The following is a 23,187-nucleotide window of genomic DNA, read 5'->3' as shown; positions in this document are numbered from 1 at the left end:
GGCTTTGCACTGCAATATTATTCCATATAGTGATAAAGATTACCGGAATGTGGAAAATTAATTGTCACAATCGTCACCTATTCTTAGAATATTAGCCATAGAGGGACACAATCCCTCGTCACAGATTAAAACGGAGGCAAACCATGGCAGCTGTACCCGAGCAAGTGGCAGGTCAAATGAATCCAATGGATGTTGATCCAGTTGAAACCAAAGAGTGGTTAGAAGCACTCGATGGCGTGATCAAGCATGAGGGCACCGATCGTGCTGCGTATCTGATTGATCAGCAAATCGCGCATGCGCGTGTGAATGGTGTTGATCAACCCTTTCATGCAGAAACACCGTATATCAATACGATTCCAGTAGAGATCCAAGCGCGGATTCCAGGGGATCAAAATATTGAACATCGGATTCGATCCTTTACTCGGTGGAATGCCATGGCGATGGTATTGCGCGCCAACAAGAACACAAACGTTGGCGGGCATATTTCTTCCTTCCAATCGGCTGCTACCTTATATGACGTTGGATACAACCACTTCTGGCATGCGCCGTCCGAACAACATGGCGGCGATTTAATCTTCGTCCAAGGACACTCGGCGCCCGGTGTATACGCTCGTGCCTATATGTTGGGACGCCTAAGCGATGAGCAGCTTAATAATTTCCGCCAAGAGGTGGATGGCAAAGGCATTTCAAGCTACCCCCATCCTTGGCTAATGCCTGATTTCTGGCAGTTCCCCACGGTATCGATGGGCCTTGGTCCCATCATGGCTATTTATCAAGCACGCTTTATGCGTTACCTCGAGGATCGCGGTTTTGCGAAGACCGAAGGTCGCAAAGTGTGGGCCTTCTTGGGCGATGGTGAAACCGATGAACCCGAGTCGCTCGGTGCTATTGGTATGGCGGGCCGCGAGAAACTCGACAACCTCATTTTTGTGGTGAACTGCAACCTACAGCGCCTTGATGGGCCGGTTCGTGGTAATGGCAAGATTATTCAGGAGCTAGAGAGCGAGTTCCGAGGCGCTGGTTGGAATGTCATTAAAGTGGTTTGGGGTGGTCATTGGGACGCACTCTTTGCCCGCGATAAGAATGGCATCTTGATGCAGCGCTTGGGTGAGATTGTAGATGGTGAGTACCAGACCATGAAAGCCAAAAATGGTGCCTATGTCCGTGAGAAGGTATTTAATACTCCGGAACTAAAAGCCTTAGTGGCCGACTGGAGTGATGAGGATATTTGGAACCTCAATCGCGGTGGCCATGATCCCCATAAAGTCTACGCCGCGTTTCATTCGGCTGTGAACCATCGTGGTCAACCAACAGTGATTTTGGCAAAAACCATTAAAGGTTATGGCATGGGTGGCTCGGGTGAGGGCATGAATATTGCTCACCAAGCGAAGAAGATGAGTCATGACGATGTGGTGCGCTTTAGGGATCGCTTTGAGATTCCGGTAAGCGATGAACAATTGGCTGATATGCCCTTTGTGAAGTTCCCAGAGGGCAGCCCCGAACTGGAATATATGCGCTCACGTCGCATGGAGTTAGGTGGTTATCTGCCACAGCGCCGCACAAAAGCTGAGAGCTTACCAGTGCCTGCTTTGGATGCCTTCGCGCCTCTTTTAGAAGCAACGACTGAAGGCCGTGAGATCTCAACCACCATGGCCTTTGTGCGTTTACTCAATACGGTGGTGCGCGACAAGACCATTGGTCGCCGAGTTGTACCGATCGTGCCTGACGAGTCACGTACCTTTGGTATGGAAGGTATGTTCCGCCAACTTGGTATCTGGAATCAGTTAGGACAGCTTTACACCCCAGAAGATCACGATCAGTTGATGTTCTACAAAGAAGATAAGGCCGGACAAATTCTGCAAGAGGGTATTAACGAGGCCGGTGGCATGTGTGACTGGATTGCAGCCGCGACATCATATTCCACCCACGGCGTGCCGATGTTACCGTTCTACATCTTCTATTCGATGTTCGGCTTCCAACGCATTGGTGATTTAGCATGGGCTGCTGGGGATATGCGCAGTCGCGGTTTCCTTCTTGGTGGTACTGCCGGTCGCACGACTCTGAACGGTGAAGGCTTGCAACACGAGGATGGCCATAGTCAGATCTGGGCGGCAGCCGTGCCGAACTGCGTGAGCTATGACCCCACCTTTGCGTTTGAGTTAGCGGTTGTGATTCAGGATGGTATGCGTCGCATGCTGACCGAGCAAGAGGATATCTATTACTACATCACCTTAATGAATGAGAACTATGCTCACCCAGCGATGCCTCAGGGTGCTGAGCAAGACATTATTAAGGGAATGTACAAGTTGCAGTCGATGGGTGACGCAAAAAATCCATTACGCGTTCAATTACTCGGTAGTGGCACGATCTTCCGCGAAGTGATTGCTGCTGCAGAACTATTAAACCAGGATTGGGGAATTGCTTCGGATCTATGGGGTTGCCCCAGTATGAACGAACTTGGGCGGGATTGGAATCAAACCAACCGCAGCAATCTACTTAACCCAACTGCCACACCGAAGTTATCGCATGTCGAGCGCTTACTGAAAGATCATCAGGGTCCAGTCATTGCTGCCACCGACTACATGCGTATGTTTGCAGAGCAAATACGCCCAGCGATTCAGAACCTGGGTCGTCGTTATGAGGTGTTGGGAACCGATGGCTTTGGTCGCTCCGATACACGCGAGCAACTGCGTCACTTCTTTGAGGTGGATCGTCGCTGGGTTGCGGTTGCTGCACTGAAGTCCTTGGCCGATGATGGGAAGATTGATCGCAGTAAGGTTGCACAAGCGATTACGAAGTACCAAATTGATCCCAATAAACCCAACCCCATGAAGATGTAAGGCCATCATGAGTCAATTACTTGAAATCAAAGTTCCTGATATTGGGGACTATCAGGATGTGCCGGTCATCGAGGTGCATGTCAAACCAGGTGATCGCGTTGAGAAAGAACAATCCCTCATCACGCTCGAGTCTGATAAAGCGACCATGGATGTGCCATCCTCCCACGCAGGAGTGGTGAAAGAGGTGAAGGTCAAAGTGGGAGATAACATCTCAGAAGGCGGCGTCGTTCTCTTGCTGGAACCAAGCGATGCGAGTGCGTCTGCGCCCGCTGCCCCTGCAGCTCCGCCAGCCCAAGTTGCGCCGGTTGTCTCAGCATCCACACCAACACCCCCACCAGCACCAATACCTGCCGCAACTCCTGTGCGAGCTGAGCCAGTAAGCTCAATTGATGGCGCAAGCCATGCCAGCCCATCGGTTCGTAAGTTTGCCCGTGAGTTGGGCGTAACGATTGCGCAGGTCAAAGGCACAGGCCCCAAAGGGCGGATTTCACAAGAGGATGTGCAAGCGTTTGTTAAATCCGTGATGACCGGTGCGAGTGCGCCAGCAAGTCAAAACCCAGGCGGCAGTTTAGGAGGCCTCAATCTCTTGCCATGGCCTAAGGTTGACTTCAGTAAATTTGGTGAGACCGAGCGTCAACCGCTCTCCCGAATCAAGAAACTCTCAGCTGCTAATTTGGCACGTAACTGGGTGATGATTCCGGCGGTTACTTATCATGAGGATGCGGATATTACCGACCTTGAGGCATTTAGAGTTCAGACCAATAAAGAGAATGAGAAGCAGGGCAGCAAAATTACGATGCTTGCATTCTTGATTAAGGCTTCGGTTGCCGCATTGAAGAAGTACCCTGAGTTCAATGCCTCACTCGATGGTGATGATCTCGTTCTCAAAAAGTATTTCCATATTGCCTTCGCAGCCGATACCCCCAATGGTCTGGTTGTGCCAGTGATTCGCAATGCGGATCAAAAAGGGATCTTCGAGATTGCCAGAGAGACCGCAGAACTCGCAGCGCTTGCACGTGAGGGCAAGTTAAAGCCCGAGCAAATGCAAGGAGCCAGTTTCACGATTTCATCCTTGGGTGGCATTGGTGGTACATACTTTGCGCCCATCATTAATGCTCCTGAGGTAGCGATTCTGGGCGTTAGTAAAGCTGCCATGAAACCCGTTTGGGATGGCAAAGCCTTTGTGCCGCGATTAATCTGCCCACTATCACTCACAGCGGATCACCGAGTAATTGATGGGGCGTTAGCGACGCGCTTTAATGTTTACATTTCGCAGTTACTCGCCGACTTCCGTCGCGCTGTTTTGTAGGAGAAGGTGATGAGTCAACATGCGATCGTAGTGCCTGATATTGGCGATTACTCTGATGTACCGGTCATTGAGGTTTTGGTGAAAGTTGGTGATGCAATTGAGAAAGAGCAGCCACTGATTGTTCTGGAGTCCGACAAGGCCACGATGGAGGTCCCCGCGGATCAAGCGGGTGTCGTCACTAGTCTTGCGGTGAAAGTGGGTGACAAGGTAAGTAAAGGTTCGGTGATTGGGCAGCTTGAAGTATCGGGTACAGCATCATCAGTTACTCCAGCGACTACAAAATCATCTGCACCACCAGTACCACCAGCACCGCCTGCAGCCATTCCAGTTCCCGCTGGCGCGTATCAGGGTAAGGTACAGCATGAATGCGAAGTACTTGTCTTAGGTGCCGGCCCCGGTGGCTATAGTGCCGCATTTCGGAGTGCAGATCTTGGTGCGAATGTCATTTTGGTCGAGCGCTACCCAACCCTCGGTGGCGTTTGCCTCAATGTGGGCTGCATTCCATCCAAAGCACTCTTGCACACCGCAGCGGTGATGGATGAGGTGAAGCACATGGCTAAGCATGGCATTGAATTTGCTCCTCCCAAAATTAATCTCGATCAATTGCGCCAACACAAAGAGGGCGTGATTGCTAAATTAACTGGTGGTCTAGCGGGTATGGCTAAGATGCGCAAGGCCAATGTCGTCAGAGGTCTGGGACGTTTTCTGGATGCTCATCACGTTGAAGTGGATCTATGCACAGGTAGTGGACAAGATCTATCGGGTCAGAAAGAGGTGATCCGTTTTCAGAAAGCCATTATTGCCGCTGGTAGTCAACCCATTGCCTTGCCCTTTATGCCTAAAGACCCCCGGGTGGTGGATAGTACGGGCGCATTGCTATTAAAGAGTATTCCAAAGCGGATGCTGGTCATTGGTGGTGGCATTATTGGTTTAGAGATGGCCACCGTCTATAGCGCACTCGGCTCTCGCATCGATATTGTGGAGATGATGGATGGTTTGATGGCTGGGGCTGATCGTGACCTCGAGCGCGTTTGGGAAAAAATGAACTCGCATCGCTTTGATCACATCATGCTCAAAACTCGGGCGGTTCGTGCAGAAGCCAAGCCGGATGGCATTGAGGTTTATTTTGAGGGTGAGAAGTCACCAGGCAGTCCACAACGCTACGACCTCGTGTTGGTAGCAGTAGGGCGTACCCCCAATGGTAAGAAGATTGATGCAGGTGCTGCCGGTGTGCAGGTTGACGAGCGCGGATTTATTCCCGTAGATGCACAAATGCGAACCAATGTAGCCAATATCTTTGCGATTGGCGACATCGTTGGGCAACCCATGTTGGCGCACAAGGCCGTTCATGAAGGCCATGTAGCAGCTGAAGCAGCAGCTGGTCAGAAATCCTACTTTGATGCGAAGCAAATTCCGTCGGTAGCCTATACCGATCCCGAGGTTGCTTGGGCAGGGCTGACTGAAGAGCAATGCAAGGCACAAGGCATTGCCTATGAGAAAGGTTTATTCCCATGGGCAGCTAGTGGACGAGCAATTGCCAATGGTCGCGACGAAGGCTTTACTAAATTGCTCTTCGATGCCAACACCCATCGCATTATTGGTGGAGGCATTGTGGGAACCAATGCGGGTGACCTCATTGGTGAGGTGTGCTTAGCCATTGAGATGGGAGCCGATTCGGTTGATATTGGTAAGACTATTCATCCGCATCCAACCCTAGGGGAGTCCGTGGGATTGGCAGCAGAAGCACATCATGGATCGTGTACCGATTTGCCACCCGCCAAGAAGAAATAGCGCATATAAACGATTTACGAATCCTGGGCCCCAAGAAAAAACCCCGCCGCAGCGGGGTTTCAACTTCAATCGTTCTATAAATTACTCAGAAGACTTCTTCGAGGCTTTTGCTGCTTTACTAGCCGCTTTGGTCACAGTATCTGCTGCATTTTGCATATTGGCTTGCGCCACTTCCATCGCGTGCTTGATAGCCTTTTGGCTGGTCTCATAGCTGTTGTTTGCTGCCGCGATTGCTTGCTTCATCATTTGCACGGCAGCATCTGACCCGGCGGGAGCATTTTTGGTCCACTCATCAACCATGGATTGCAATTTTTTCTGGTTAGCAGCGAACTCTGCCTCTGCCGTTTTGGTAAACGCATGGGAGCTATCTTGTGCAATCTCATAGAGATCACGACCGTAGTTCATCATGCGCTCAGCCATTGGCTGAATCATTTCAGCTTGCTGGGTAATGAGTTGTTGAACATCGCGTACTTCTAGTGCTTTCTTGGCATTGCTCATGCTCTCGCTCAAACTATTCTTGGCGATTTGCATATTGAGTTCAACGAGTTTCTCAACGCTTTTGAGGGCTTGATTGGTAAGACCGGCAAGGGTCTCCAGATTAGCCTTTTGGGCGGCCGCAATTTGTTCTGGGGTTAGGTTCATGATGAACTCCTTTAATTAAATGGGGGAGACTGGTTATAGTCATCTTACCTTTGATTATAGGAGAAGATTTGTTGCGTCGCAACAAAAAATATTAGCCGTAAGGTTAATATTAATAATTCAATATAATCAGTAACTTATACAATAAACCTTAGATTCCTTGAAAGCCTACTACAGCGATCACTTTGTATTACCCTTGCCCGCGGGGCATCGGTTTCCGATGGCGAAGTACAAGATGCTGCGAGATTTGGTTGTTGATCTTCCAGACGCTCAATTACTTGAGGCACCCAGGGCAAGTGATACAGAACTGCTCTTAGCCCATGACGCTTCCTACCTGCAACGGGTGATTAGTGGAACCCTGAGCGAGGCAGAGCAGAAAGAAATCGGATTTCCTTGGTCAGAGAAAATGGTGGAGCGTTCCCGCCGCTCGGTGGGTGCCACGATTGCCGCTTGTCAATCTGCTATCGAGGAGGGTGTCGCAGTCAATCTAGCGGGTGGTACCCATCACGCCTACCGTAACAAGGGCTCGGGCTTTTGCGTTTTCAACGATGCCGCGATTGCGGCGCGGATGCTGATGAAGTACCCAATCGGTCCTCAAAGAGTCGGCATTCTGGATCTCGATGTTCATCAAGGCGATGGCACGGCAGCGATTTTGCAACATGATCCTGCGATTTGCACGGTCTCGATCCATGGTGAGAAAAACTATCCATTCGCAAAAACGAACAGTGATCTGGATATTGCCTTAGCCGACGGTAGTGGCGACACCATCTATCTAGAGGCTGTCGAACAGGCCCTCGAGTTTCTTGCAAAACATGACATTGAATTTCTGATTTACTTGGCCGGTGCCGATCCTTTTGAGGGTGATCGCTTGGGACGCCTAAGACTCACAAAAGAGGGACTAGCGCTACGTGATCAGCGCGTCATGGCATTTGTGGGAGAGCGGGGTATCTCCATCGCCATTGCGATGGCAGGAGGGTACGCTAATCCAATTGAGGATACCGTGCAGATTCATTATCAAACGATCCAAATTGCAAGTGCGCATCAGCATAAAATGAGAACCTCCAAATCTCGACCCTCTTCATGAAGTCAGCCACTCCAATCGAGGCATTTGCCGCGCCATTATTTGTATTTATCTGGAGTACGGGCTTCATCATTGCGCGCTTTGGTATGCCATACATGGAGCCCGCCACATTTTTATTCTTACGCTTTACTGGCGTATTGCTCGTGATGGGTCTCATCATTTTGTTCTGGAAACCCATCTGGCCCAACCGCAGCCAGACCATCCATATTGCAGTCGCTGGAGTGCTATTGCAATTTGGCTATGTCATGGGGGTATGGAGTGCGGTGCGTTTGGGGATGACCGCTGGACTGATCGCATTGATTGTGGGATTGCAACCCATCTTAACGGCGTGGAGTGCGTCATGGGTTGCCGAGCGGGTTAACTATCGCCAATGGCTTGGTTTGGTTTTGGGCATTGGTGGTGTGGCTTTGGTGGTGGCTGATAAAACCAGCTTTTTGGATATTCCAATCAGTGCCTATGGTTTTGCGATTGCCGCCTTATTTGCCATTACCTTTGGTACGCTTTACCAGAAAAAATACTGCCCAGATTTTGATCTTCGGGCTGGATCGATGATTCAGTTTTCGATCTCAGCTCTCTTATGCTTGATTGTTGCCTTGCTCTTTGAGACCCGTGAGATTATCTGGAATACGCCAGTGATTGGGGCCTTGCTCTGGGGCATTTTGCCCACCTCGATTGGTGCAATTAGTTTATTGTTTATTTTGATTCGTAAGGGTGCTGCCACCAAGGTTACGAGTCTTTTATATCTAACACCACCCACCACAGCGTTGATGGCCTGGATACTATTTGACGAACCCCTGACTCTCATGATGCTAGCGGGGCTATTGCTAACGATGACCGCGGTGATCTTGGTCAACTACCAAGGAAAAATACCAGCCAAGCGCTAATCCAGTTATTATTATGTAACTGTACTGAATTCTGGGATTTATATTGAGATTGATTCAAGCGTTTATTAATTCAGTTACTCGTCATTTGTCTGAACAGCAGACAAGGGCCCGACGCCCCCTCCAGATTCTTTTCCTTGGCATTCTTAGCATTACTCTTGGTGTTACTGAGCCAGCCTTGGCGCAGTCTTCAAATAGTTCTCAAGCGAACAAGCCGAAACAGAGCGTCCAGGGAAACAAGTCGACGGCGGCTCAAAAGCCCAAGTCTGCTAATTCGAAGCAGGTTCGAACCACGGTCAATCGCCCCAAGAATCCCCCCCAGGCCTCTGGTCGTCCATCATTTGCAACTGCCATGGGGTTACGAAACCAACCCGATGATCTCAATCTCAAGTCGAGTGTGGCGATGGTAGTGGATCAGCACTCTAAAGATATCCTCTTTGAGAAAAATCCAGATGTCAGCTTGCCTATTGCATCCATTACTAAACTCATGACCGCGATGGTGGTGCTTGATTCCAACGCACCACTGAACGAAGTTCTCACGATTACCCAAGAGGATGTGAAGATTTATGCTAAATCTCGCTTGTCTTTGGGGACCAAGTTAACCCGTGAGGAAGCGCTCCTCCTGGCGTTGATGTCTTCAGAGAACCGCGCCTCGTATTTATTGGCTCGCAATTATCCAGGCGGTGCGAAGGCCTTCGTCGAGGCCATGAATCACAAAGCCTATTCTTTGGGAATGACCCATTCCAACTTTACCGATCCAACCGGTTTATTGGCGACCAATGTATCGACCGCTGAGGATTTAGCCAGAATGTTGGTTGCTTCTTATAACTACAAATTGATTCGGGAGTTCTCAGTCTGGCCCGATACGACCTTGGTCATTAATAAACGCCCACAGGTATTCTTAAATACCAACCGACTGGTGCGCGCGGGTGATATGGAAATCGGCTTGCAAAAAACGGGGTTCATTAGTGCGGCCGGTAAGTGCTTAGTGATGCAAGCCAAAGTAAACGGCCTACCCATACTGCTCGTGTTCTTGGATTCGGTTGGAACCCAATCGCGCTTTGCGGATGCCGTTCGGGTACGAGACTGGATTGAAAGTTATCAGCCTGGTGAGCCCAAGCCGATTCGCCGCCTGACAATGTAGAGACTAGTCGGTTTTAGAGCTGGTTTGGGGTTTATATCCCAGACCCTTAGAAATCTGTAGCGCAGTTTCTTGTAAGGCCTTGAGCCAATCGGGTTGCATGCGATCGGTTGGTGAGCTCAGTGATAGACCTGCCACTAACTTACCCGTGTCATCCAAAATGCCAGCCGCGAGGCAACTCACTCCGAGCTCAAGCTCTTCGTTATCCCGTGAGTGGCCCACGTGACGAACACTACCAAGCTCACTCTCAAGCTTCGCTAACTGTGTGATGCTGTTGCGCGTATGGCCGGCAAGACCCGTTCGGGTAGCATAGGCGCGTACTTGATTGGGGTCATCGACCGCCAAGAATAATTTACCAACGGAGGTGAGATGTAATGGGGCACGACCACCAATGGCGCGCACCACTTGCATCCCAGAGCGTTCACTATAGGCACGGTCGACATAGACAATTTCATCACCCTGACGAACAGAGAGATTGACGGTTTCCCCGGTCAGCTTATGAAGGGCTCGCATAGGCAGTTGAGCAGCTTCTCGAACGGATAGACGCTCTTTGACCAAATTACCAAGCTCTAAGAGCCGTAAGCCTAATTTATAAGTTCCACCATCACCACGCTCGACTAAGCGACAGGCAACCATGTCGTTGAGAATGCGGTGCGCCGTAGAAGGATGTAATCCGGTTTTTTGAGAGAGCAGTTTGAGGCTACTCGCTTCTTCCTGATCGGCCAAACAATCAAGCAGGTTCATCATGCGCTCAACGACCTGAATTGCCGTCTTGCCAACATCACCGGAGTTTTTGGTTGCCTTGCTATCCATATTGATGATTGTAATGAGTTTTTACAGCGTTGCGTATTGTGAAATCTAATAGTAAATCAACACAGGCAATTCAACAACTGAGAAGCGAATGAAATGTTTATGGAAAGGCCCGGACGCAATCTGCAATGAGTTTAGGTCCTTGATAGATGAGCCCCGTATAAATTTGCACCATACTAGCGCCTGCATCGAGTTTCTGTTTGACGTTCTCGCCAGACAGTATGCCGCCAACCCCAATAATGGGTATACGGTTATGAAGCACCTGAAATAAATCATAAATCGTTTGATTGGAGCGAGCCAAAACAGGCGACCCTGAGAGACCCCCAGTTTCATGACCATGCTCGAGCTCCTCTACACCGGTGCGTGCAATAGTGGTATTCGTAGCAATCACCGCATCGATCTCAAACTCCATTAAGAGCTCGGCAATCAGCCTAAGATCAGCGGCCTCAAGATCCGGTGCAATTTTAAGAAAGAGTGGCTTACGCACGCCTAACTGATTACTTAAATCTTGACGGGTTTGGTGAAGCGCTTGTAATAACTGGCGCAACATCGTTTCACCCTGAAGATCGCGCAAGTTTTTGGTATTTGGTGATGAGATGTTAGCCGTGATGTAGCTTGCCACTGGATACACCTTGCGCATGCAGGTCACGTAGTCATTAGCAGCATCTTCGATCGGAGTGCTGGCGTTCTTACCAATATTGAGACCAATCACGCCACCCTCTTGGTAAAACCGAGAGCGTTTGACACGTTCAATACAGGCATCAACTCCATCATTATTAAAGCCCATGCGATTAATTAAGGCGTTTGCACTTGGCAGACGAAACATGCGCGGCTTGGGATTACCTGGTTGTGGTAAGGGGGTCACGGTGCCAATTTCTAAGAACCCAAATCCAAGGCTTGCAAGTGCGTCAATATGTTTGCCATCTTTATCTAAACCGGCAGCCAAACCCACTGGATTACGAAATCGTAAACCGCAGAGCTCAACCGGCTTGATGATGGGTTTGCCAATTAAGGCTTTCAGAAGTCCGCAGCGCTCTAAGCGATCTAGTTGTGCGAAGGAGAAGTCATGAGCCTCTTCGGGGTCCATTGAGAACAGCAGGGGACGAACAAGCGGGTAGGTATTAATCATCAGTAAGCTGATGCGGCAACAAGGGTTGCCACTGATCGTTGATCAATCCTTCCAGTGGTTGAAATTTAATCTTGTATGACATTTTAGGGCTTTGTGCAATGTAGTAGCCCAAATATAAATAGGGTAGACCCAGTTTTTGAACCTGATCAATCTGCCACAAGACACTATAGGTGCCATAGCTCGTACCTGCTTGACTGGAATCATAAAAGGTGTAGACCGAGGAAATGCCTTGCTCCAAGACATCAATCATGCTCACCATCCGCAACCGCCCGGGATGTGGATCATTCGGACCATCCCGAAACTCTACCATGCGCGAGTTAACTCGGCTTTGCAATAAGAACTGTGTGTATTGCTCTTGATTGTCGTGCTCCATCAAGCTGGAGTGATGACGGGTTGATTGATACTGCTGATAGAGTTGGTAGTGCTCGTCAGTAAACGCAAGGCTTAAGACCTGAGTCTGCAATCCGGCGTGTTTTTGCCAAGCGCGGCGTTGACTGCGATTAGGAGTAAAGGAGGCTACTGGAATACGTGTTGCGATACAGGCCTTGCAATGATCGCAATAGGGTCGATAGGTATAAGAGCCGCTGCGACGAAAACCCGCATTCACTAAATTGCTATAAACATCGGCGCCGATGGAATGCGTAGGGGTGGCAACTTGCGAGCGAGCAATTTGGTTGGGAATGTAGCTACACGGATAGGGTGCTGTGGCATAAAACTGGATTGCCGTAATCGGTAGTTCATGGACACGGCTCATCGCAGGTATCTCTCTAGAATGAACTTATCCATTACCCATTTTTCTTGGATTGGGGTGGATACCGCACGCTCGATATGCCCTAAAAACTCAGAGCGGCTAATCGGCAAGGCACCCAAAGAGCGAAGATGGGCGGTTTCTTGTTGGCAATCAATGAAAGTCACTCCATGATCGTAGCACCATGCGCACAAGGCTGCTAAAGCAAGCTTAGACGAGTCCCGAACCCTAGAAAACATCGACTCGCCAAACACCATCGCCCCAAAAGAGACGCAATATAGGCCACCAATGGCGTGCTGATTCTGCTCCACGGTGATGCAATGAGCATGCCCTTGATCATGCAATGCTGTGTATGCATCCATGATCTCATGCGTAATCCAGGTACCATCTTGGCCTTGGCGCTCGGTGGTGGCGCAGGCGCGCATTACCCCCGGAAAATCATGATCAACCTGCAATGTCATATTTGGATCATCCAAGCATGCGCGGATTGTTTTACGTAATGACTGACTAATTTTGAGATTCGCGGGCCTGAGAGTCATGCGCGGGTCAGGTGACCACCACAAGACGGGCTGATGATCGGAGTACCAGGGGAAAATACCGCTGCGGTAAGCACGCTCTAACTGTCCAGGATAGATCCGTTCACTCACTGCGAGCAATCCCGGCACCTCTGGGTCAGGATCAGGCTGGGTGAGTGGGTTAGGGAATGGATCGCTTGGGCCAAGCCATGGGATGGTACTCATGATCAGTGATGCAATTTACTCAATGCGCTCACCGGGCAAAATATCACGCGAGCGCGTGCGGCCTTGCAAGATCCCACCGCTACGGAGATCCTCAAAATACCATTGCAAGGTCTGCTTCACGGTCGGAAAGGCAAGCTCCGACCAGGGGATTTGTGCTTCGGTAAATAAGCCGACCTCTAAACTCTCGATACCCGCTTCAAAGTGGGGTGTGCGCATCTGCGCTAAATAAAAGAGGTGGACTTGCTCAACATGCGCCACATTCAGAAGTGAGAAGAGGGGGCCAATATCAACATACGCGCCTGCCTCCTCAAGGGTCTCGCGGGCAGCGCCGTGTTCAGTACTCTCACCAACCTCTAGAAAGCCTGCTGGCAGAGTCCAGTAACCATGTCGTGGTGCAATCGCGCGTCGACAGAGTAGAACTTGATTCTCCCAAATGGGAATGGTGCCAACTACATTGCGCGGATTCTGATAATGAATCTCACCGCATTGCGCACAGACATGACGCATGCGAGTATCGTCAGGCGGTATTTGCAGGCGGACATTGGAGCCGCAGGAGGAGCAGTAGTTCATAAATGAGCCGGGATCATTCCGCGCAAAGCATTACATAGCATTATTTCATTAGCATTTGCTACCTGGGAAATAGTCAGGTTGGCCTCGCGGACATTCATGCTTGGATCGGCCAAGATGACCGATCGCATCACACCCGGCAACACACCTGCCGATAGCGGTGGTGTGAGCCATGGACCATTGACATCTTCACGGATCAATACGCTAGTACGACCACCTTCGGTGACGTGCCTATGCTCATTCATAAATAAGGCATCAAAGCCACCCAGCTCAACTGCCTTGTGCCAGGCGGCGTCGTAGATTACACGTTCACTAACCTTGTGACGCAATAAGGGGTTATGCGACTGCATGGTGAGTTGCTGTGGTGTGTATTGATCTTGCAAAATCTCATGGGCCCAAAATAATTGAACAGGACCGGGGAGCTTCTCAATGATGGAATGCGATAGTGATAGTTGGCCGGCTGCACTTAAATCAATCCGCACGCGATGGATGTGATCGTGCGCCAAATCCCTTGCAGCCGCTCGCACGATACTCTGCAAGGCATCATCATCAAATTGAATTCCTAAATCACGAGCTGAGCTCGATAGGCGCTCGAGATGCTTTGACCAATTTGCAATTCGGTTGAGATCGCTACCGCGATCAAAGCGGATGGTTTCAAAAATCCCTACACCGCTTGGCAGGCTCGTTAAGAATGATGCCTTGAGTTGGCATTCTTGGTATTCCGTATCAGCATCAGAGTCTATGGTAATTCCGGCGCCAACACCCAAGACAAACGACGATGAGTCGGATTGTGGGTCGTGATCCATCTGCAGCGTGCGGATTGGCACACTCATCGCAAAGTCTCCGTTGGGATCAAACCAGCCTAATGCCCCGCAATACCAGCCGCGTGGTTGATCCTCCAGCGCTTGAATAATCTCCATACTGCGTTTTTTGGGAGCCCCAGTTACCGAGCCGCATGGGAACACAGCTCGCAACACATCCTCAATCCGAAGATTAGCTCGTGGCTTTGCTTGTACGGTTGAGGTCATTTGCAAGACCTGACCGTGTTGCTTGACCTCAAAGAGTGCGGGAACATGAACCGATCCAGTTTGTGCAATGCGCCCTAGATCATTACGCAGGAGATCCACAATCATGACGTTCTCCGCTTGATTCTTGGGATCATTGGCTAGCTCACTGGCCTGTGCCAATGTTGCATCGGCCGTGCCCTTCATCGGTTCTGCTATTAAGGTGTCACCAGAGCGCCGAATAAATAGTTCGGGGGATTGCGATAAGACTACTTGATGGCCATCTTCAATGAACGCACCATAACGCCCCGGTTGCCGCTCTCGCAAGCGCGCATAGAGAGCAAGGGGTGAGCCATAGGCCTCGCCATACACCCGGTAGGAGTGATTAATTTGATAGGTATCGCCCGCCGCAATCCATGCTTGAATACGCTCAATATCCTCGGTAAAACGTGCGTGATTGATTGAGTCATGCCGATTGAGGATGCCACTGGGCGCTGACTCAATCGTTAGGCGTTCGTGTAAAAACGCATCGACCGCCTCTTTGGAAAGTTTGCTGACCTCAGCAAAGGACCACGCTCTGAGTAAAGGCAGTGGTTCAGGGTGCTTACACGCAATGCCTTGCCAGTAATAACCAAGCTCATAGGCAAAGAGTGCAACCACATATTGACCCCGACCGAGAGCGGTCTCGATACTATCAAAACAAGTGTCTAACTCATTAAATCGATTGGCACACCACTCGTGTTGGACGTGTTGATAGAGTCGACTGGTGGGTTGCTCCCGACTGCTCTCAACATCGTCTAACAATAGCATTGGCTTATTTGAGGATGGTAACCGACTCAATCACGACAGGCGTATTGGGCACATCGGCCATGCGACCGCGTGGGGTTGAAGCAACCCCGGTTGGGACTTGCTTAATCTTATCAATGGTTTGTGTCCCTGAAATCACTTTTCCGAAGACGGTATAACCGCTTCCCATCGCATTCGGAAAATCCAAGCCTGGATTATCTTTGACATTGATGTAAAACTGCGCAGTTGCTGAATCGGGATCCGAGGTTCTTGCCATGGCAATGGTGTAGATCTGGTTCTTTAAACCATTTTGTGCTTCAGAGACCACGGGTGGCTGCGTTGGTTTTTGTACCAGCTCGGTGGTAAAGCCACCACCTTGCACCATAAAACCATTAATTACGCGATGGAACACGGTGCCGTTATAGAAACCGCTCTTTACATAGGTCAAAAAGTTATTGACGGTCTTGGGGGCTTTATCGGAGTCAAGATCGACAACGAAGTTACCGAGATTAGTCTTAAATTCTACTTTGGGTCCTGCGTATGAGAACCCAGAGAGGGTAGCGATACCAATCGCGAGACCAAGCGAGAGCCAAAATTTGCGCATCATATTTCCTTTAATTGCAATGGTTATGGATGCTTCATTGTATTAGCGATTTGCGCATGCCTGCGCAAGTTCATGCCAGGCCGTGGTGTAGTTGGGGCTGCGCTGCGAAGAGCGCATGGTCCACTGCGGACGCAAACCAGCGGCTGCTAGGCGCAGGGTGTTGGAGCCGTACTCTTGATTGAGTCGATCCATCACTTGCATGAGTTGCGATGAGCGCTCACGTTGTGGCAGATTGTAAAAAAGATCGCCAAGATCCTGACCCGCTGGGTGCAGACCTAACAACATCACACCTGCTTTCTTATATGCAAAGCCAGGACGATAAATACGCTCAATACCTGCGCTAGCGTATTTGGCCAAGACGCGTGTGTCATCCGTACCCACCAATAGGGGGATGGTCATGCTCTTGGCGTATTGAGGATCATGGGGTGCAAATGGATTCGTGCGCAGATAAACCAGAAGATGGGAGCACCACGAACCTTGTTGGCGCAATTTCTCGGCGGCGCGCGTGACATAACTCACTACTGCTTGGCGTAGCTCATCGAGTTGATGCACGGGCTTACCAAAACTTTTGCTCGAGATAATTTGGTGCTTACGCACTGCCTGATGGTCTTCGGTATCCTCTAAATCAAGGCAACTAATCCCATTGAGCTCATGCACGGTGCGCTCAAGCACTACACCAAAGCGTTTACGAATCAAACTAGTTGGGGCATATTTCAGGTCGCATACGCTCCGTATACCGCATTGCTCGAGTTTGATCTTTAGGCGTCGACCCACCCCCCATACTTCACCAATCTCAATATCGGCCATTAAGGCATCGGCCTCCAGGCGATTGCAATGCGACCAACTAAATACGCCTTGATAGCGCAAGCGTTTCTTGGCAATGTGGTTTGCTAATTTAGCTAAGGTCTTGCTCTGCCCAATCCCAACGCAGGTTGGTAGTCCTAGGTACTGCTTAATGCGCTTACGTATTTGGTGGGCATGGGCTACCAAGTCATTTGGGATACCAGTTAGATCTAAAAAGCATTCATCGATGGAGTAGATTTCTTGGTGAGGTGCAAACTCCCCTAACAAAGCCATCAGGCGAGCGCTCATATCGCCATAGAGGGTGTAGTTGGAGCTGAGCCAAATGAGGCCGTGTGAGCGAATCAGATGTTTGGCTTCAAAGAAGGGGGCTCCCATCCGAATGCCGAGTGCGCGTGCTTCTTGGCTGCGGGCAACGATGCAGCCATCATTATTGGATAACACCACAACGGGTTTGCCTTCGAGACGAGGGTTAAAGACCCGCTCACACGAGACATAAAAATTATTGCCATCCACCAGAGCAAAGACAGGGCGCATGGATAACTACACCTTATGGATCACGTGCGCGACCACCCCCCAAATTTGTAACTCTTGCCCCTGACGAATCTCAATCGCAGGGTAATCGGGGTTATCAGCACAGAGCAAAATCTTGCCGCGTTGTTGATGTAAGCGTTTGACGGTGAGCTCTCCATCGAGCGCGGCAATCACGACGCGACCGTGACTGGGTTCAAGCGAGCGATCCACCACCAATAAGTCCCCATCATGAATCCCCGCCCCAATCATTGAGTTGCCTTTCACTCGCAAGAAGAAGGTAGCCTCCGGATGCAAGACCAAGTGCTCGTTGAGATCAAGGCGCTTGTCGTAATGATCAGCGGCGGGTGATGGAAACCCGGCAGGTGCGCGCCCAGCAATCAGGGGTCGATAGCAAGATCCACGCCGGATGGGGGCGAAGCACGAAGACAGCAGAGGGTTTAAATCAGGGGATTTCATATACTGTATATTTATACAGTATATAGTAATTTTGTTAGTTCAGAAACGGGCCATACCTTACGTTTTATTGGCCTGCTCATCCAAACTGCGCAAGAAGGCCATGCGTTCTGCAATCTTATTTTCAAGGCCACGCTCAACCGGCTCATACCAGCGCGGCTCTGCCATCCCTTCGGGTAAATACGATTCTCCTGCAGCGTAGGCATGGGGTTCATCATGCGCATAGCGATAGGCATGACCATGCCCGAGGTCTTTCATGAGTTGGGTTGGGGCATTACGCAAATGCACCGGCACTTCACGACTGCGATCGGTGGCAACAAAAGCGCGAGCCGCATTAAATGCGCGATAGCTCGCATTACTCTTGGGCGCCACCGCTAGATAAACCACGGCTTGTCCTAAGGCTAGCTCGCCCTCGGGCGATCCCAGACGCTCATAAGTCTGCGCAGCATCATTGGCAAGTTGCATCGCCCGTGGATCGGCTAGACCAATGTCTTCCCAGGCCATCCGAATAATCCGACGTGCGAGGTAACGCGGATCAGCACCGCCATCGAGCATGCGGCATAACCAATAGAGCGCAGCATCGGGGTGTGAGCCGCGCACCGATTTATGCAAGGCTGAGATCTGGTCATAAAACTGATCACCACCTTTATCAAAGCGTCGTACATTGAGATTGAGGGTGTTCTCAATCAGAGTCCGATCCACAGAAGTAATACCTTGAGTGCGGACGGTTTGTTGCAATTGCTCGACCAAGTTCATTAAGCGCCGTGCATCTCCATCGGCATAGGCCGCGATGGTTGTTCTCGCATCGTCACTAAGCGTAACGCTTGGCAAAGCATGATCGCAGGCACGCACCAAGAGTTGTCTTAACTCATCCCCAGTGAGCGATTTGAGAACATAGACCTGAGCGCGCGAGAGAAGGGCGGCGTTGACCTCAAAGGAAGGATTTTCGGTAGTTGCGCCAATCACGGTGAAGAGACCCGATTCCATATGCGGTAGCAATGCATCTTGCTGACTCTTATTAAACCGATGGATCTCATCAACAAATAAAATTGTTTGTCGACCAAACTGAGCCATGTCATGGTGCGCCTGTTCAATCGCTTCTCGGATTTCTTTAACACCTGCTAAGACAGCGGAGATCGCGATGAAGGAGTGATGAAAGGCTTGCGCGGATAATCGAGCAATCGTAGTTTTACCGACTCCAGGCGGCCCCCACAAAATCATCGAATGCGGTTGACCACTTTCAAAGGCTAAGCGTAATGGTTTACCGGGCCCCAATAAGTGCGCTTGACCAATCACTTCATCGATGGTCTTGGGGCGCAAGGCCTCAGCTAATGGCGCAATCGGTTTGGAGTCAAATAGGCTAGGCATGGCCTTGATATTCTCACACTTTTAAGGAAGCCCCTGGCGTCATGGCCATGACACAAACTTCGTTAAAATCCTCGCCATGAGTGAAAACAAAGAATTTGTGTTCGAGAAAAAATTGCGCCCCTTGCCGCGCTGGATCTTTATGTCCCGCTGGTTGCAGGCCCCACTTTATATTGGCCTCATCATTGCCCAAGGCGTCTACGTTTGGCAGTTCTGGTTAGAGTTGATTCATCTCATTACGATGATGGGTGCCAATGAGATGACCGAGACCGCACTGATGCTGATCGTCTTGGGATTGATTGATGTCGTGATGATCTCCAATCTCTTGGTCATGGTGATCGTGGGCGGTTGGGAGACCTTTGTCTCACGTCTTGATTTGCAAGATCACCCCGATCAGCCCGAGTGGCTCTCGCATGTCAATGCTGGGGTATTAAAGGTCAAGCTGGCTACCGCGATTATTGGGATCTCTTCGATTCATTTGCTAAAGACATTTATCAATGCCGCATCCTATGATGAGAAGACCTTGCTCTGGCAGACCCTAATTCATGTGACGTTTGTGTTGTCGGCATTAGCAATTGCGTATACCGAGAAAATTATTTCTGCTGCCCACCAGAAGCACTAGCATCAGAAAAACTCGATTAGTAATTACGAATCAAGCTAGCTAGACCCGCCCAGATCAAGCACACTGAAGCCACCACTGTTAAGTGAGTGCGCATGCGTAAGAACGCATTGGCCATTTGAGTGTTCTCAAAATAGTACGCGTAAGTGCGTTGATCAATCGCCCGTTGTACGATCAAAGTGGCTGCTAGTAAGAGTAGTGCCAATGGAATAAAGATATGAATCGCCAACCACGCAATCAGTGCTGGCATGATGCCCCAAATCCAAACGCTATGATCAAGCCAGCGATTTTGGGTTGACTCGCCGATGGTCTTAAAGCAAGCGCCCCAGTGCAAGGCGCCCAAAAACGAGACAATCACTGCACCATAGGCAACCAATGACTCAAGAGCGATGAGGTCGTTGGGGCTATCCGCTAACTGGACCATGAACGCCAGCCCAATAAATGGGATGAGCCCCGCGTATCCGAGGATCCGCACAATCGTTGGCAACTCACTTTTTGTCGTAGACATACACTCCGCGTCCAGTCTTGCGTCCTAGATGACCCTTGGCAACCAAATCAATCAGTAAGGGTGATGGACGATATTTATCGTCCTTAAATTCTTGGTGATACACCTCCATGATCGCAAGGCAGGTATCAAGACCAATCAGGTCGGCCAATGCTAAGGGGCCAATGGGGTGGTTGCAACCAAGTTTCATGCCGGTATCAATGTCTTCGGGGCTAGCAATTCCTTCATGTAAGACAAAGAAGGCTTCATTAATCATTGGTAAAAGGATGCGATTGACGACAAAGCCAGGTGAGCTTTGTACAGTGATAGGCTCTTTGCCCATACGAGCGGCCATCGCCAGGACTGCCTTCAGGGTCTCAGGACTAGTTTGCTTGCCCATGATGACCTCGATGAGAGCCATGAGGGGTGGGGGATTGAAAAAATGAATCCCAATAAAGCGCTCGGGCCGTGAGTTGAGTGCACCCAGATGCGTAATCGAAATGGACGATGTATTGCTCGCAATAATCGTATCTTGACTAACCGCCCGATCTACTTGCTGCAAGATCGACTCTTTAATTGTTTGATTTTCAGTAGCTGCTTCAATCACCAAAGAAACTGGTGCAAGCTCAGAGTATTGCGTAGTAGTTTTAATCCGCGCCAAGGTTTGCGACTTTTGCTCAGCACTGATGACCTCTTTTTTGATGAGGCGATCAAGGCTATTATTCAGTGCTGCTAAGCCTTTCTCGAGTGCTGCATCGCTAACATCCAGTAATACAACATCGTATCCAGCACTTGCAGCCACTTGCGCAATCCCATTGCCCATCGTGCCAGCGCCAATGATTCCAATCGAAGTGATGGTCATTTTGTTTGCTTCCTGCGTTGATATTGGGTTGCACCAAACAACTGTTCCTTTTCCTTTGGATCCATCTCGGGCTTACGCAGATTTGTTAGTACTTCAACACCGCGTTGCACTGCTGGTCTTGCACTAATCATTTCAAACCAGCGTTTGAAGTTTGGGTAGTCCTTGAGATCCATCCCTTGTTTATCCCAACGTCGTGTCCATGGATAGATTGCAATATCAGCAATCGTGTATTCATTACCAACGATGAACTGATGTTTCTTTAGGCGTTCATCCAACACACCATATAAGCGTTTTGCTTCATTGGTATAGCGCTCAATCGCGTAATCAATTTTTTGAGGTGCGTATAAGCGGAAATGATGATTCTGACCCAGCATCGGTCCTAAGCCACCCATCTGAAACATGAGCCATTCCATGGTCTCGTATTTACCCCGAATCGATTTCGGTAGGAAGCGCCCCGTTTTATTAGCGAGATAGAGCAAGATGGCGCCAGATTCAAATAGATGAATCGGTTTGCCATCAGGTCCCTTGGGGTCTACGATCGCTGGGATCTTATTGTTGGGACTGATTTTCAGAAAGGCGGGCTTAAATTGATCCCCCTTACCAATATCAATCGGAATGGCACGCCAATCGCGATCTAGGCGATAGCCGCATTCTTCCATCATGATATGGATCTTATGGCCATTGGGAGTGGCCCAGCTATATACATCGATCATAGATTTTTTCATCATGGTTCTCTTGTCGGTATTGATTAGGGTACTAAGGCTTGTAAACGAAGCAGCGCGGTCTTCAGTGTTGATTCTTGTTTGGCAAAACAAAAACGGATGACACCCGATTCCGTTTGATTGGCATAGAAGGCCGAGTTTGGAATGGCTGCAACGCCCAACTCCGTGGTTAACCAACGACAGAACTCTGCCTCTGGAAGACTGGCCTCTTTGCGTGGCAGAGCGGTGTAATCAACGCATTGAAAATAACTACCTGCACACGGTAATAACTTCAGTGTGGTGCTGGCAAGCCCCGCCCGGAAATAATCGCGCTTGGCTTGATAAAACGCAGGAAGTGCAAGATAAGGTTCGGGGTTTTTCATATATTGAGCAATGGCGTATTGCATGGGTGTATTCACTGAGAACACATTAAATTGGTGTACCTTGCGATATTCATGCATGAGTGCAGCGGGGGCAGCAATGAAGGCCAGTTTCCAGCCCGTGACATGAAAGGTCTTGCCAAAACTAGAAACCAAGAAGCTGCGCTCTGCGAGTGCCGCATGGCGCGCGATACTCTCGTGAGGTTTGCCATCAAACACCATGTGTTCATAGACCTCATCGCTAAGGATCAAGATCGAGGTATCTTTGACCAAGCTATATAAGCGTTCCAAATCGGCGGCTTCCCAAATGCTGGCCGTAGGATTATGTGGCGTATTGGTAATAATTAAACGGGTCTTTGAAGTAATGGCATTCGCTAGTGCTTCCCATGGCAAGGCATAGGCATCGACGAGTCCATTGTGATCGCGCACAATCTCCATCGCCACAGGAACCGCTTTGCCGCCAGCCAATTGAATGGCTGGTAAGTAACTATCAAAGGCGGGTTCAATCACAATCACTTCATCATTGAGACCAACGCAAGCGGCAATTGCAGTAAAGATTGCTTGGGTTGCCCCAGCGGTCACCGTAATTTCAGAGTACGGATCGTAGTGATGGCCATACAAGCTTGCAATCTTCTGCGTAAGTGCCTCACGCAGTTCAAGAATGCCCGGCATGGGGGCATATTGGTTATGACCAAATCGCATGGCGTGATTGACGGCATCGAGTAGGGCCGGATCACAAGGAAAGTCCGGAAATCCTTGCCCTAAGTTGATGGCTTGGTGCTCAGCGGCCAAAGCCGACATGGTGGTGAAAATCGTGGTGCCAACTTGCGGTAGTTTGGAGGTAAACCAGCCCTCGGGCGCAAGACTATCGCTAGAATGTGGAGTTTGGAGAAGCGGTGATGGCATAACTAAATTGTG

22 protein-coding genes are annotated in these 23,187 nt (G+C 49.9%); 7 read left to right on the top strand and 15 right to left on the bottom strand.

Annotation, left to right across the window (positions count from 1 at the left end; translation table 11 throughout):
- Positions 1–143 precede the first annotated feature (143 nt).
- From aceE to lpdA, 3 genes are read left to right on the top strand one after another with little or no spacing between them, the layout of a single operon-like run.
- Positions 144–2,840, top strand: coding sequence for a pyruvate dehydrogenase (acetyl-transferring), homodimeric type (aceE, locus tag QUE64_RS05235; RefSeq protein WP_286224850.1), 2,697 nt, complete (start codon positions 144–146; stop codon positions 2,838–2,840).
- 7 nt (positions 2,841–2,847) lie between these two features.
- Positions 2,848–4,149 (top strand): dihydrolipoyllysine-residue acetyltransferase, encoded by a 1,302-nt coding sequence (gene aceF / locus QUE64_RS05230; protein ID WP_286224849.1) that lies wholly within the window; start codon positions 2,848–2,850, stop codon positions 4,147–4,149.
- A 9-nt stretch (positions 4,150–4,158) separates the two neighbouring features.
- Complete coding sequence (lpdA, locus tag QUE64_RS05225; protein WP_286224848.1) at positions 4,159–5,940, top strand: dihydrolipoyl dehydrogenase; 1,782 nt, start codon at positions 4,159–4,161, stop codon at positions 5,938–5,940.
- A gap of 81 nt (positions 5,941–6,021) precedes the next feature.
- Here lpdA and QUE64_RS05220 read toward each other — a convergent pair whose 3' ends face one another.
- A complete protein-coding gene (locus tag QUE64_RS05220; protein ID WP_286224847.1) occupies positions 6,022–6,582 on the bottom strand; it encodes a phasin family protein in 561 nt (186 codons plus the stop codon).
- A 157-nt stretch (positions 6,583–6,739) separates the two neighbouring features.
- On the opposite strand from QUE64_RS05220, the gene QUE64_RS05215 reads away from it, so the two are divergent.
- Genes QUE64_RS05215 through QUE64_RS05205 form a run of 3 tightly spaced genes read left to right on the top strand, consistent with a single transcriptional unit; the run spans position 6,740 to position 9,685 of the window.
- Entirely contained in the window at positions 6,740–7,663 is a 924-nt protein-coding gene (locus tag QUE64_RS05215; protein WP_286224846.1) for a histone deacetylase family protein, read from the top strand.
- The gene (locus QUE64_RS05210; protein WP_286224845.1) at positions 7,660–8,544 is read left to right on the top strand and encodes a DMT family transporter; all 885 of its coding nucleotides are present in this window, start codon (positions 7,660–7,662) and stop codon (positions 8,542–8,544) included. The genes QUE64_RS05215 and QUE64_RS05210 overlap by 4 nt, the downstream gene beginning before the upstream one ends.
- 43 nt (positions 8,545–8,587) lie before the next feature.
- On the top strand, positions 8,588–9,685 hold the full coding sequence (locus QUE64_RS05205) for a serine hydrolase (RefSeq protein WP_286224844.1): 1,098 nt from the start codon (positions 8,588–8,590) through the stop codon (positions 9,683–9,685).
- 3 nt (positions 9,686–9,688) lie between these two features.
- On the opposite strand, the gene QUE64_RS05200 is transcribed toward QUE64_RS05205, so the two are convergent.
- The 10 genes from QUE64_RS05200 to QUE64_RS05155 all read right to left on the bottom strand — a co-directional run bounded on the left by QUE64_RS05200 (position 9,689) and on the right by QUE64_RS05155 (position 19,226).
- The gene (locus QUE64_RS05200; protein WP_286223025.1) at positions 9,689–10,495 is read right to left on the bottom strand and encodes an IclR family transcriptional regulator; all 807 of its coding nucleotides are present in this window, start codon (positions 10,493–10,495) and stop codon (positions 9,689–9,691) included.
- A 97-nt stretch (positions 10,496–10,592) separates the two neighbouring features.
- A complete protein-coding gene (locus QUE64_RS05195) occupies positions 10,593–11,621 on the bottom strand; it encodes a quinone-dependent dihydroorotate dehydrogenase (RefSeq protein ID WP_286224843.1) in 1,029 nt (342 codons plus the stop codon).
- Positions 11,614–12,375 (bottom strand): arginyltransferase, encoded by a 762-nt coding sequence (locus QUE64_RS05190; protein WP_286224842.1) that lies wholly within the window; start codon positions 12,373–12,375, stop codon positions 11,614–11,616. The genes QUE64_RS05195 and QUE64_RS05190 overlap by 8 nt, the downstream gene beginning before the upstream one ends.
- Positions 12,372–13,109: a leucyl/phenylalanyl-tRNA--protein transferase gene (aat, locus tag QUE64_RS05185; RefSeq protein WP_286224841.1), complete on the bottom strand. Its 738-nt coding sequence runs from the start codon at positions 13,107–13,109 to the stop codon at positions 12,372–12,374. The genes QUE64_RS05190 and aat overlap by 4 nt, the downstream gene beginning before the upstream one ends.
- A gap of 15 nt (positions 13,110–13,124) precedes the next feature.
- Positions 13,125–13,679, bottom strand: a complete 555-nt coding sequence (locus tag QUE64_RS05180; RefSeq protein WP_286224840.1) for an NUDIX hydrolase — start codon at positions 13,677–13,679, stop codon at positions 13,125–13,127.
- Entirely contained in the window at positions 13,676–15,490 is a 1,815-nt protein-coding gene (locus tag QUE64_RS05175) for a bifunctional chorismate-binding protein/class IV aminotransferase (protein ID WP_286224839.1), read from the bottom strand. The genes QUE64_RS05180 and QUE64_RS05175 overlap by 4 nt, the downstream gene beginning before the upstream one ends.
- A gap of 4 nt (positions 15,491–15,494) precedes the next feature.
- The gene (locus QUE64_RS05170) at positions 15,495–16,073 is read right to left on the bottom strand and encodes a peptidylprolyl isomerase (RefSeq protein WP_286224838.1); all 579 of its coding nucleotides are present in this window, start codon (positions 16,071–16,073) and stop codon (positions 15,495–15,497) included.
- 39 nt (positions 16,074–16,112) lie between these two features.
- Positions 16,113–17,408: a Y-family DNA polymerase gene (locus tag QUE64_RS05165; protein WP_286224837.1), complete on the bottom strand. Its 1,296-nt coding sequence runs from the start codon at positions 17,406–17,408 to the stop codon at positions 16,113–16,115.
- 6 nt (positions 17,409–17,414) lie between these two features.
- Positions 17,415–17,861 (bottom strand): LexA family protein, encoded by a 447-nt coding sequence (locus QUE64_RS05160; RefSeq protein WP_286223017.1) that lies wholly within the window; start codon positions 17,859–17,861, stop codon positions 17,415–17,417.
- 57 nt (positions 17,862–17,918) lie between these two features.
- Positions 17,919–19,226 carry a replication-associated recombination protein A gene (locus tag QUE64_RS05155; protein ID WP_286224836.1) on the bottom strand — a complete coding sequence of 436 codons (1,308 nt, stop codon included), beginning with the start codon at positions 19,224–19,226 and terminating at the stop codon, positions 17,919–17,921.
- Between the two features lie 76 nt (positions 19,227–19,302).
- Between QUE64_RS05155 and QUE64_RS05150 the strand changes: the two genes are divergently transcribed.
- Entirely contained in the window at positions 19,303–19,845 is a 543-nt protein-coding gene (locus QUE64_RS05150) for a TIGR00645 family protein (protein ID WP_286223015.1), read from the top strand.
- A gap of 16 nt (positions 19,846–19,861) precedes the next feature.
- Here the strand turns inward: QUE64_RS05150 and QUE64_RS05145 are convergent, their stop codons facing one another.
- Genes QUE64_RS05145 through QUE64_RS05130 form a run of 4 tightly spaced genes read right to left on the bottom strand, consistent with a single transcriptional unit; the run spans position 19,862 to position 23,175 of the window.
- Complete coding sequence (locus QUE64_RS05145) at positions 19,862–20,350, bottom strand: DUF3429 domain-containing protein (RefSeq protein ID WP_286224835.1); 489 nt, start codon at positions 20,348–20,350, stop codon at positions 19,862–19,864.
- A complete protein-coding gene (locus QUE64_RS05140; protein WP_286224834.1) occupies positions 20,331–21,188 on the bottom strand; it encodes a 3-hydroxybutyryl-CoA dehydrogenase in 858 nt (285 codons plus the stop codon). Before QUE64_RS05140 ends, QUE64_RS05145 begins: the two co-directional genes overlap by 20 nt.
- The gene (locus QUE64_RS05135; RefSeq protein ID WP_286226175.1) at positions 21,185–21,901 is read right to left on the bottom strand and encodes a glutathione binding-like protein; all 717 of its coding nucleotides are present in this window, start codon (positions 21,899–21,901) and stop codon (positions 21,185–21,187) included. Before QUE64_RS05135 ends, QUE64_RS05140 begins: the two co-directional genes overlap by 4 nt.
- A 35-nt stretch (positions 21,902–21,936) precedes the next feature.
- Positions 21,937–23,175: a methionine aminotransferase gene (locus QUE64_RS05130; protein WP_286224833.1), complete on the bottom strand. Its 1,239-nt coding sequence runs from the start codon at positions 23,173–23,175 to the stop codon at positions 21,937–21,939.
- Positions 23,176–23,187 lie beyond the last annotated feature (12 nt).

Source organism: Polynucleobacter sp. HIN7 (assembly GCF_030297595.1).
GTDB lineage: Bacteria > Pseudomonadota > Gammaproteobacteria > Burkholderiales > Burkholderiaceae > Polynucleobacter.
This window is presented reverse-complemented; position numbering and strand designations above follow the sequence as displayed.

What these genes read in the sequence shown, in the direction of transcription:
- QUE64_RS05180 (WP_286224840.1), bottom strand. Translation starts at nt 13,679, where the DNA reads ATGAACTACTGCTCCTCCTGCGGCTCCAATGTCCGCCTGCAAATACCG.
- QUE64_RS05155 (WP_286224836.1), bottom strand. Translation starts at nt 19,226, where the DNA reads ATGCCTAGCCTATTTGACTCCAAACCGATTGCGCCATTAGCTGAGGCC.
- aceE (WP_286224850.1), top strand. Translation starts at nt 144, where the DNA reads ATGGCAGCTGTACCCGAGCAAGTGGCAGGTCAAATGAATCCAATGGAT.
- QUE64_RS05210 (WP_286224845.1), top strand. Translation starts at nt 7,660, where the DNA reads ATGAAGTCAGCCACTCCAATCGAGGCATTTGCCGCGCCATTATTTGTA.
- QUE64_RS05165 (WP_286224837.1), bottom strand. Translation starts at nt 17,408, where the DNA reads ATGCGCCCTGTCTTTGCTCTGGTGGATGGCAATAATTTTTATGTCTCG.
- QUE64_RS05170 (WP_286224838.1), bottom strand. Translation starts at nt 16,073, where the DNA reads ATGATGCGCAAATTTTGGCTCTCGCTTGGTCTCGCGATTGGTATCGCT.
- QUE64_RS05140 (WP_286224834.1), bottom strand. Translation starts at nt 21,188, where the DNA reads ATGACCATCACTTCGATTGGAATCATTGGCGCTGGCACGATGGGCAAT.
- QUE64_RS05195 (WP_286224843.1), bottom strand. Translation starts at nt 11,621, where the DNA reads ATGATTAATACCTACCCGCTTGTTCGTCCCCTGCTGTTCTCAATGGAC.
- QUE64_RS05130 (WP_286224833.1), bottom strand. Translation starts at nt 23,175, where the DNA reads ATGCCATCACCGCTTCTCCAAACTCCACATTCTAGCGATAGTCTTGCG.
- aat (WP_286224841.1), bottom strand. Translation starts at nt 13,109, where the DNA reads ATGAGTACCATCCCATGGCTTGGCCCAAGCGATCCATTCCCTAACCCA.
- QUE64_RS05175 (WP_286224839.1), bottom strand. Translation starts at nt 15,490, where the DNA reads ATGCTATTGTTAGACGATGTTGAGAGCAGTCGGGAGCAACCCACCAGT.
- QUE64_RS05160 (WP_286223017.1), bottom strand. Translation starts at nt 17,861, where the DNA reads ATGAAATCCCCTGATTTAAACCCTCTGCTGTCTTCGTGCTTCGCCCCC.
- QUE64_RS05150 (WP_286223015.1), top strand. Translation starts at nt 19,303, where the DNA reads ATGAGTGAAAACAAAGAATTTGTGTTCGAGAAAAAATTGCGCCCCTTG.
- lpdA (WP_286224848.1), top strand. Translation starts at nt 4,159, where the DNA reads ATGAGTCAACATGCGATCGTAGTGCCTGATATTGGCGATTACTCTGAT.
- QUE64_RS05135 (WP_286226175.1), bottom strand. Translation starts at nt 21,901, where the DNA reads ATGATCGATGTATATAGCTGGGCCACTCCCAATGGCCATAAGATCCAT.
- QUE64_RS05145 (WP_286224835.1), bottom strand. Translation starts at nt 20,350, where the DNA reads ATGTCTACGACAAAAAGTGAGTTGCCAACGATTGTGCGGATCCTCGGA.
- aceF (WP_286224849.1), top strand. Translation starts at nt 2,848, where the DNA reads ATGAGTCAATTACTTGAAATCAAAGTTCCTGATATTGGGGACTATCAG.
- QUE64_RS05200 (WP_286223025.1), bottom strand. Translation starts at nt 10,495, where the DNA reads ATGGATAGCAAGGCAACCAAAAACTCCGGTGATGTTGGCAAGACGGCA.
- QUE64_RS05220 (WP_286224847.1), bottom strand. Translation starts at nt 6,582, where the DNA reads ATGAACCTAACCCCAGAACAAATTGCGGCCGCCCAAAAGGCTAATCTG.
- QUE64_RS05190 (WP_286224842.1), bottom strand. Translation starts at nt 12,375, where the DNA reads ATGAGCCGTGTCCATGAACTACCGATTACGGCAATCCAGTTTTATGCC.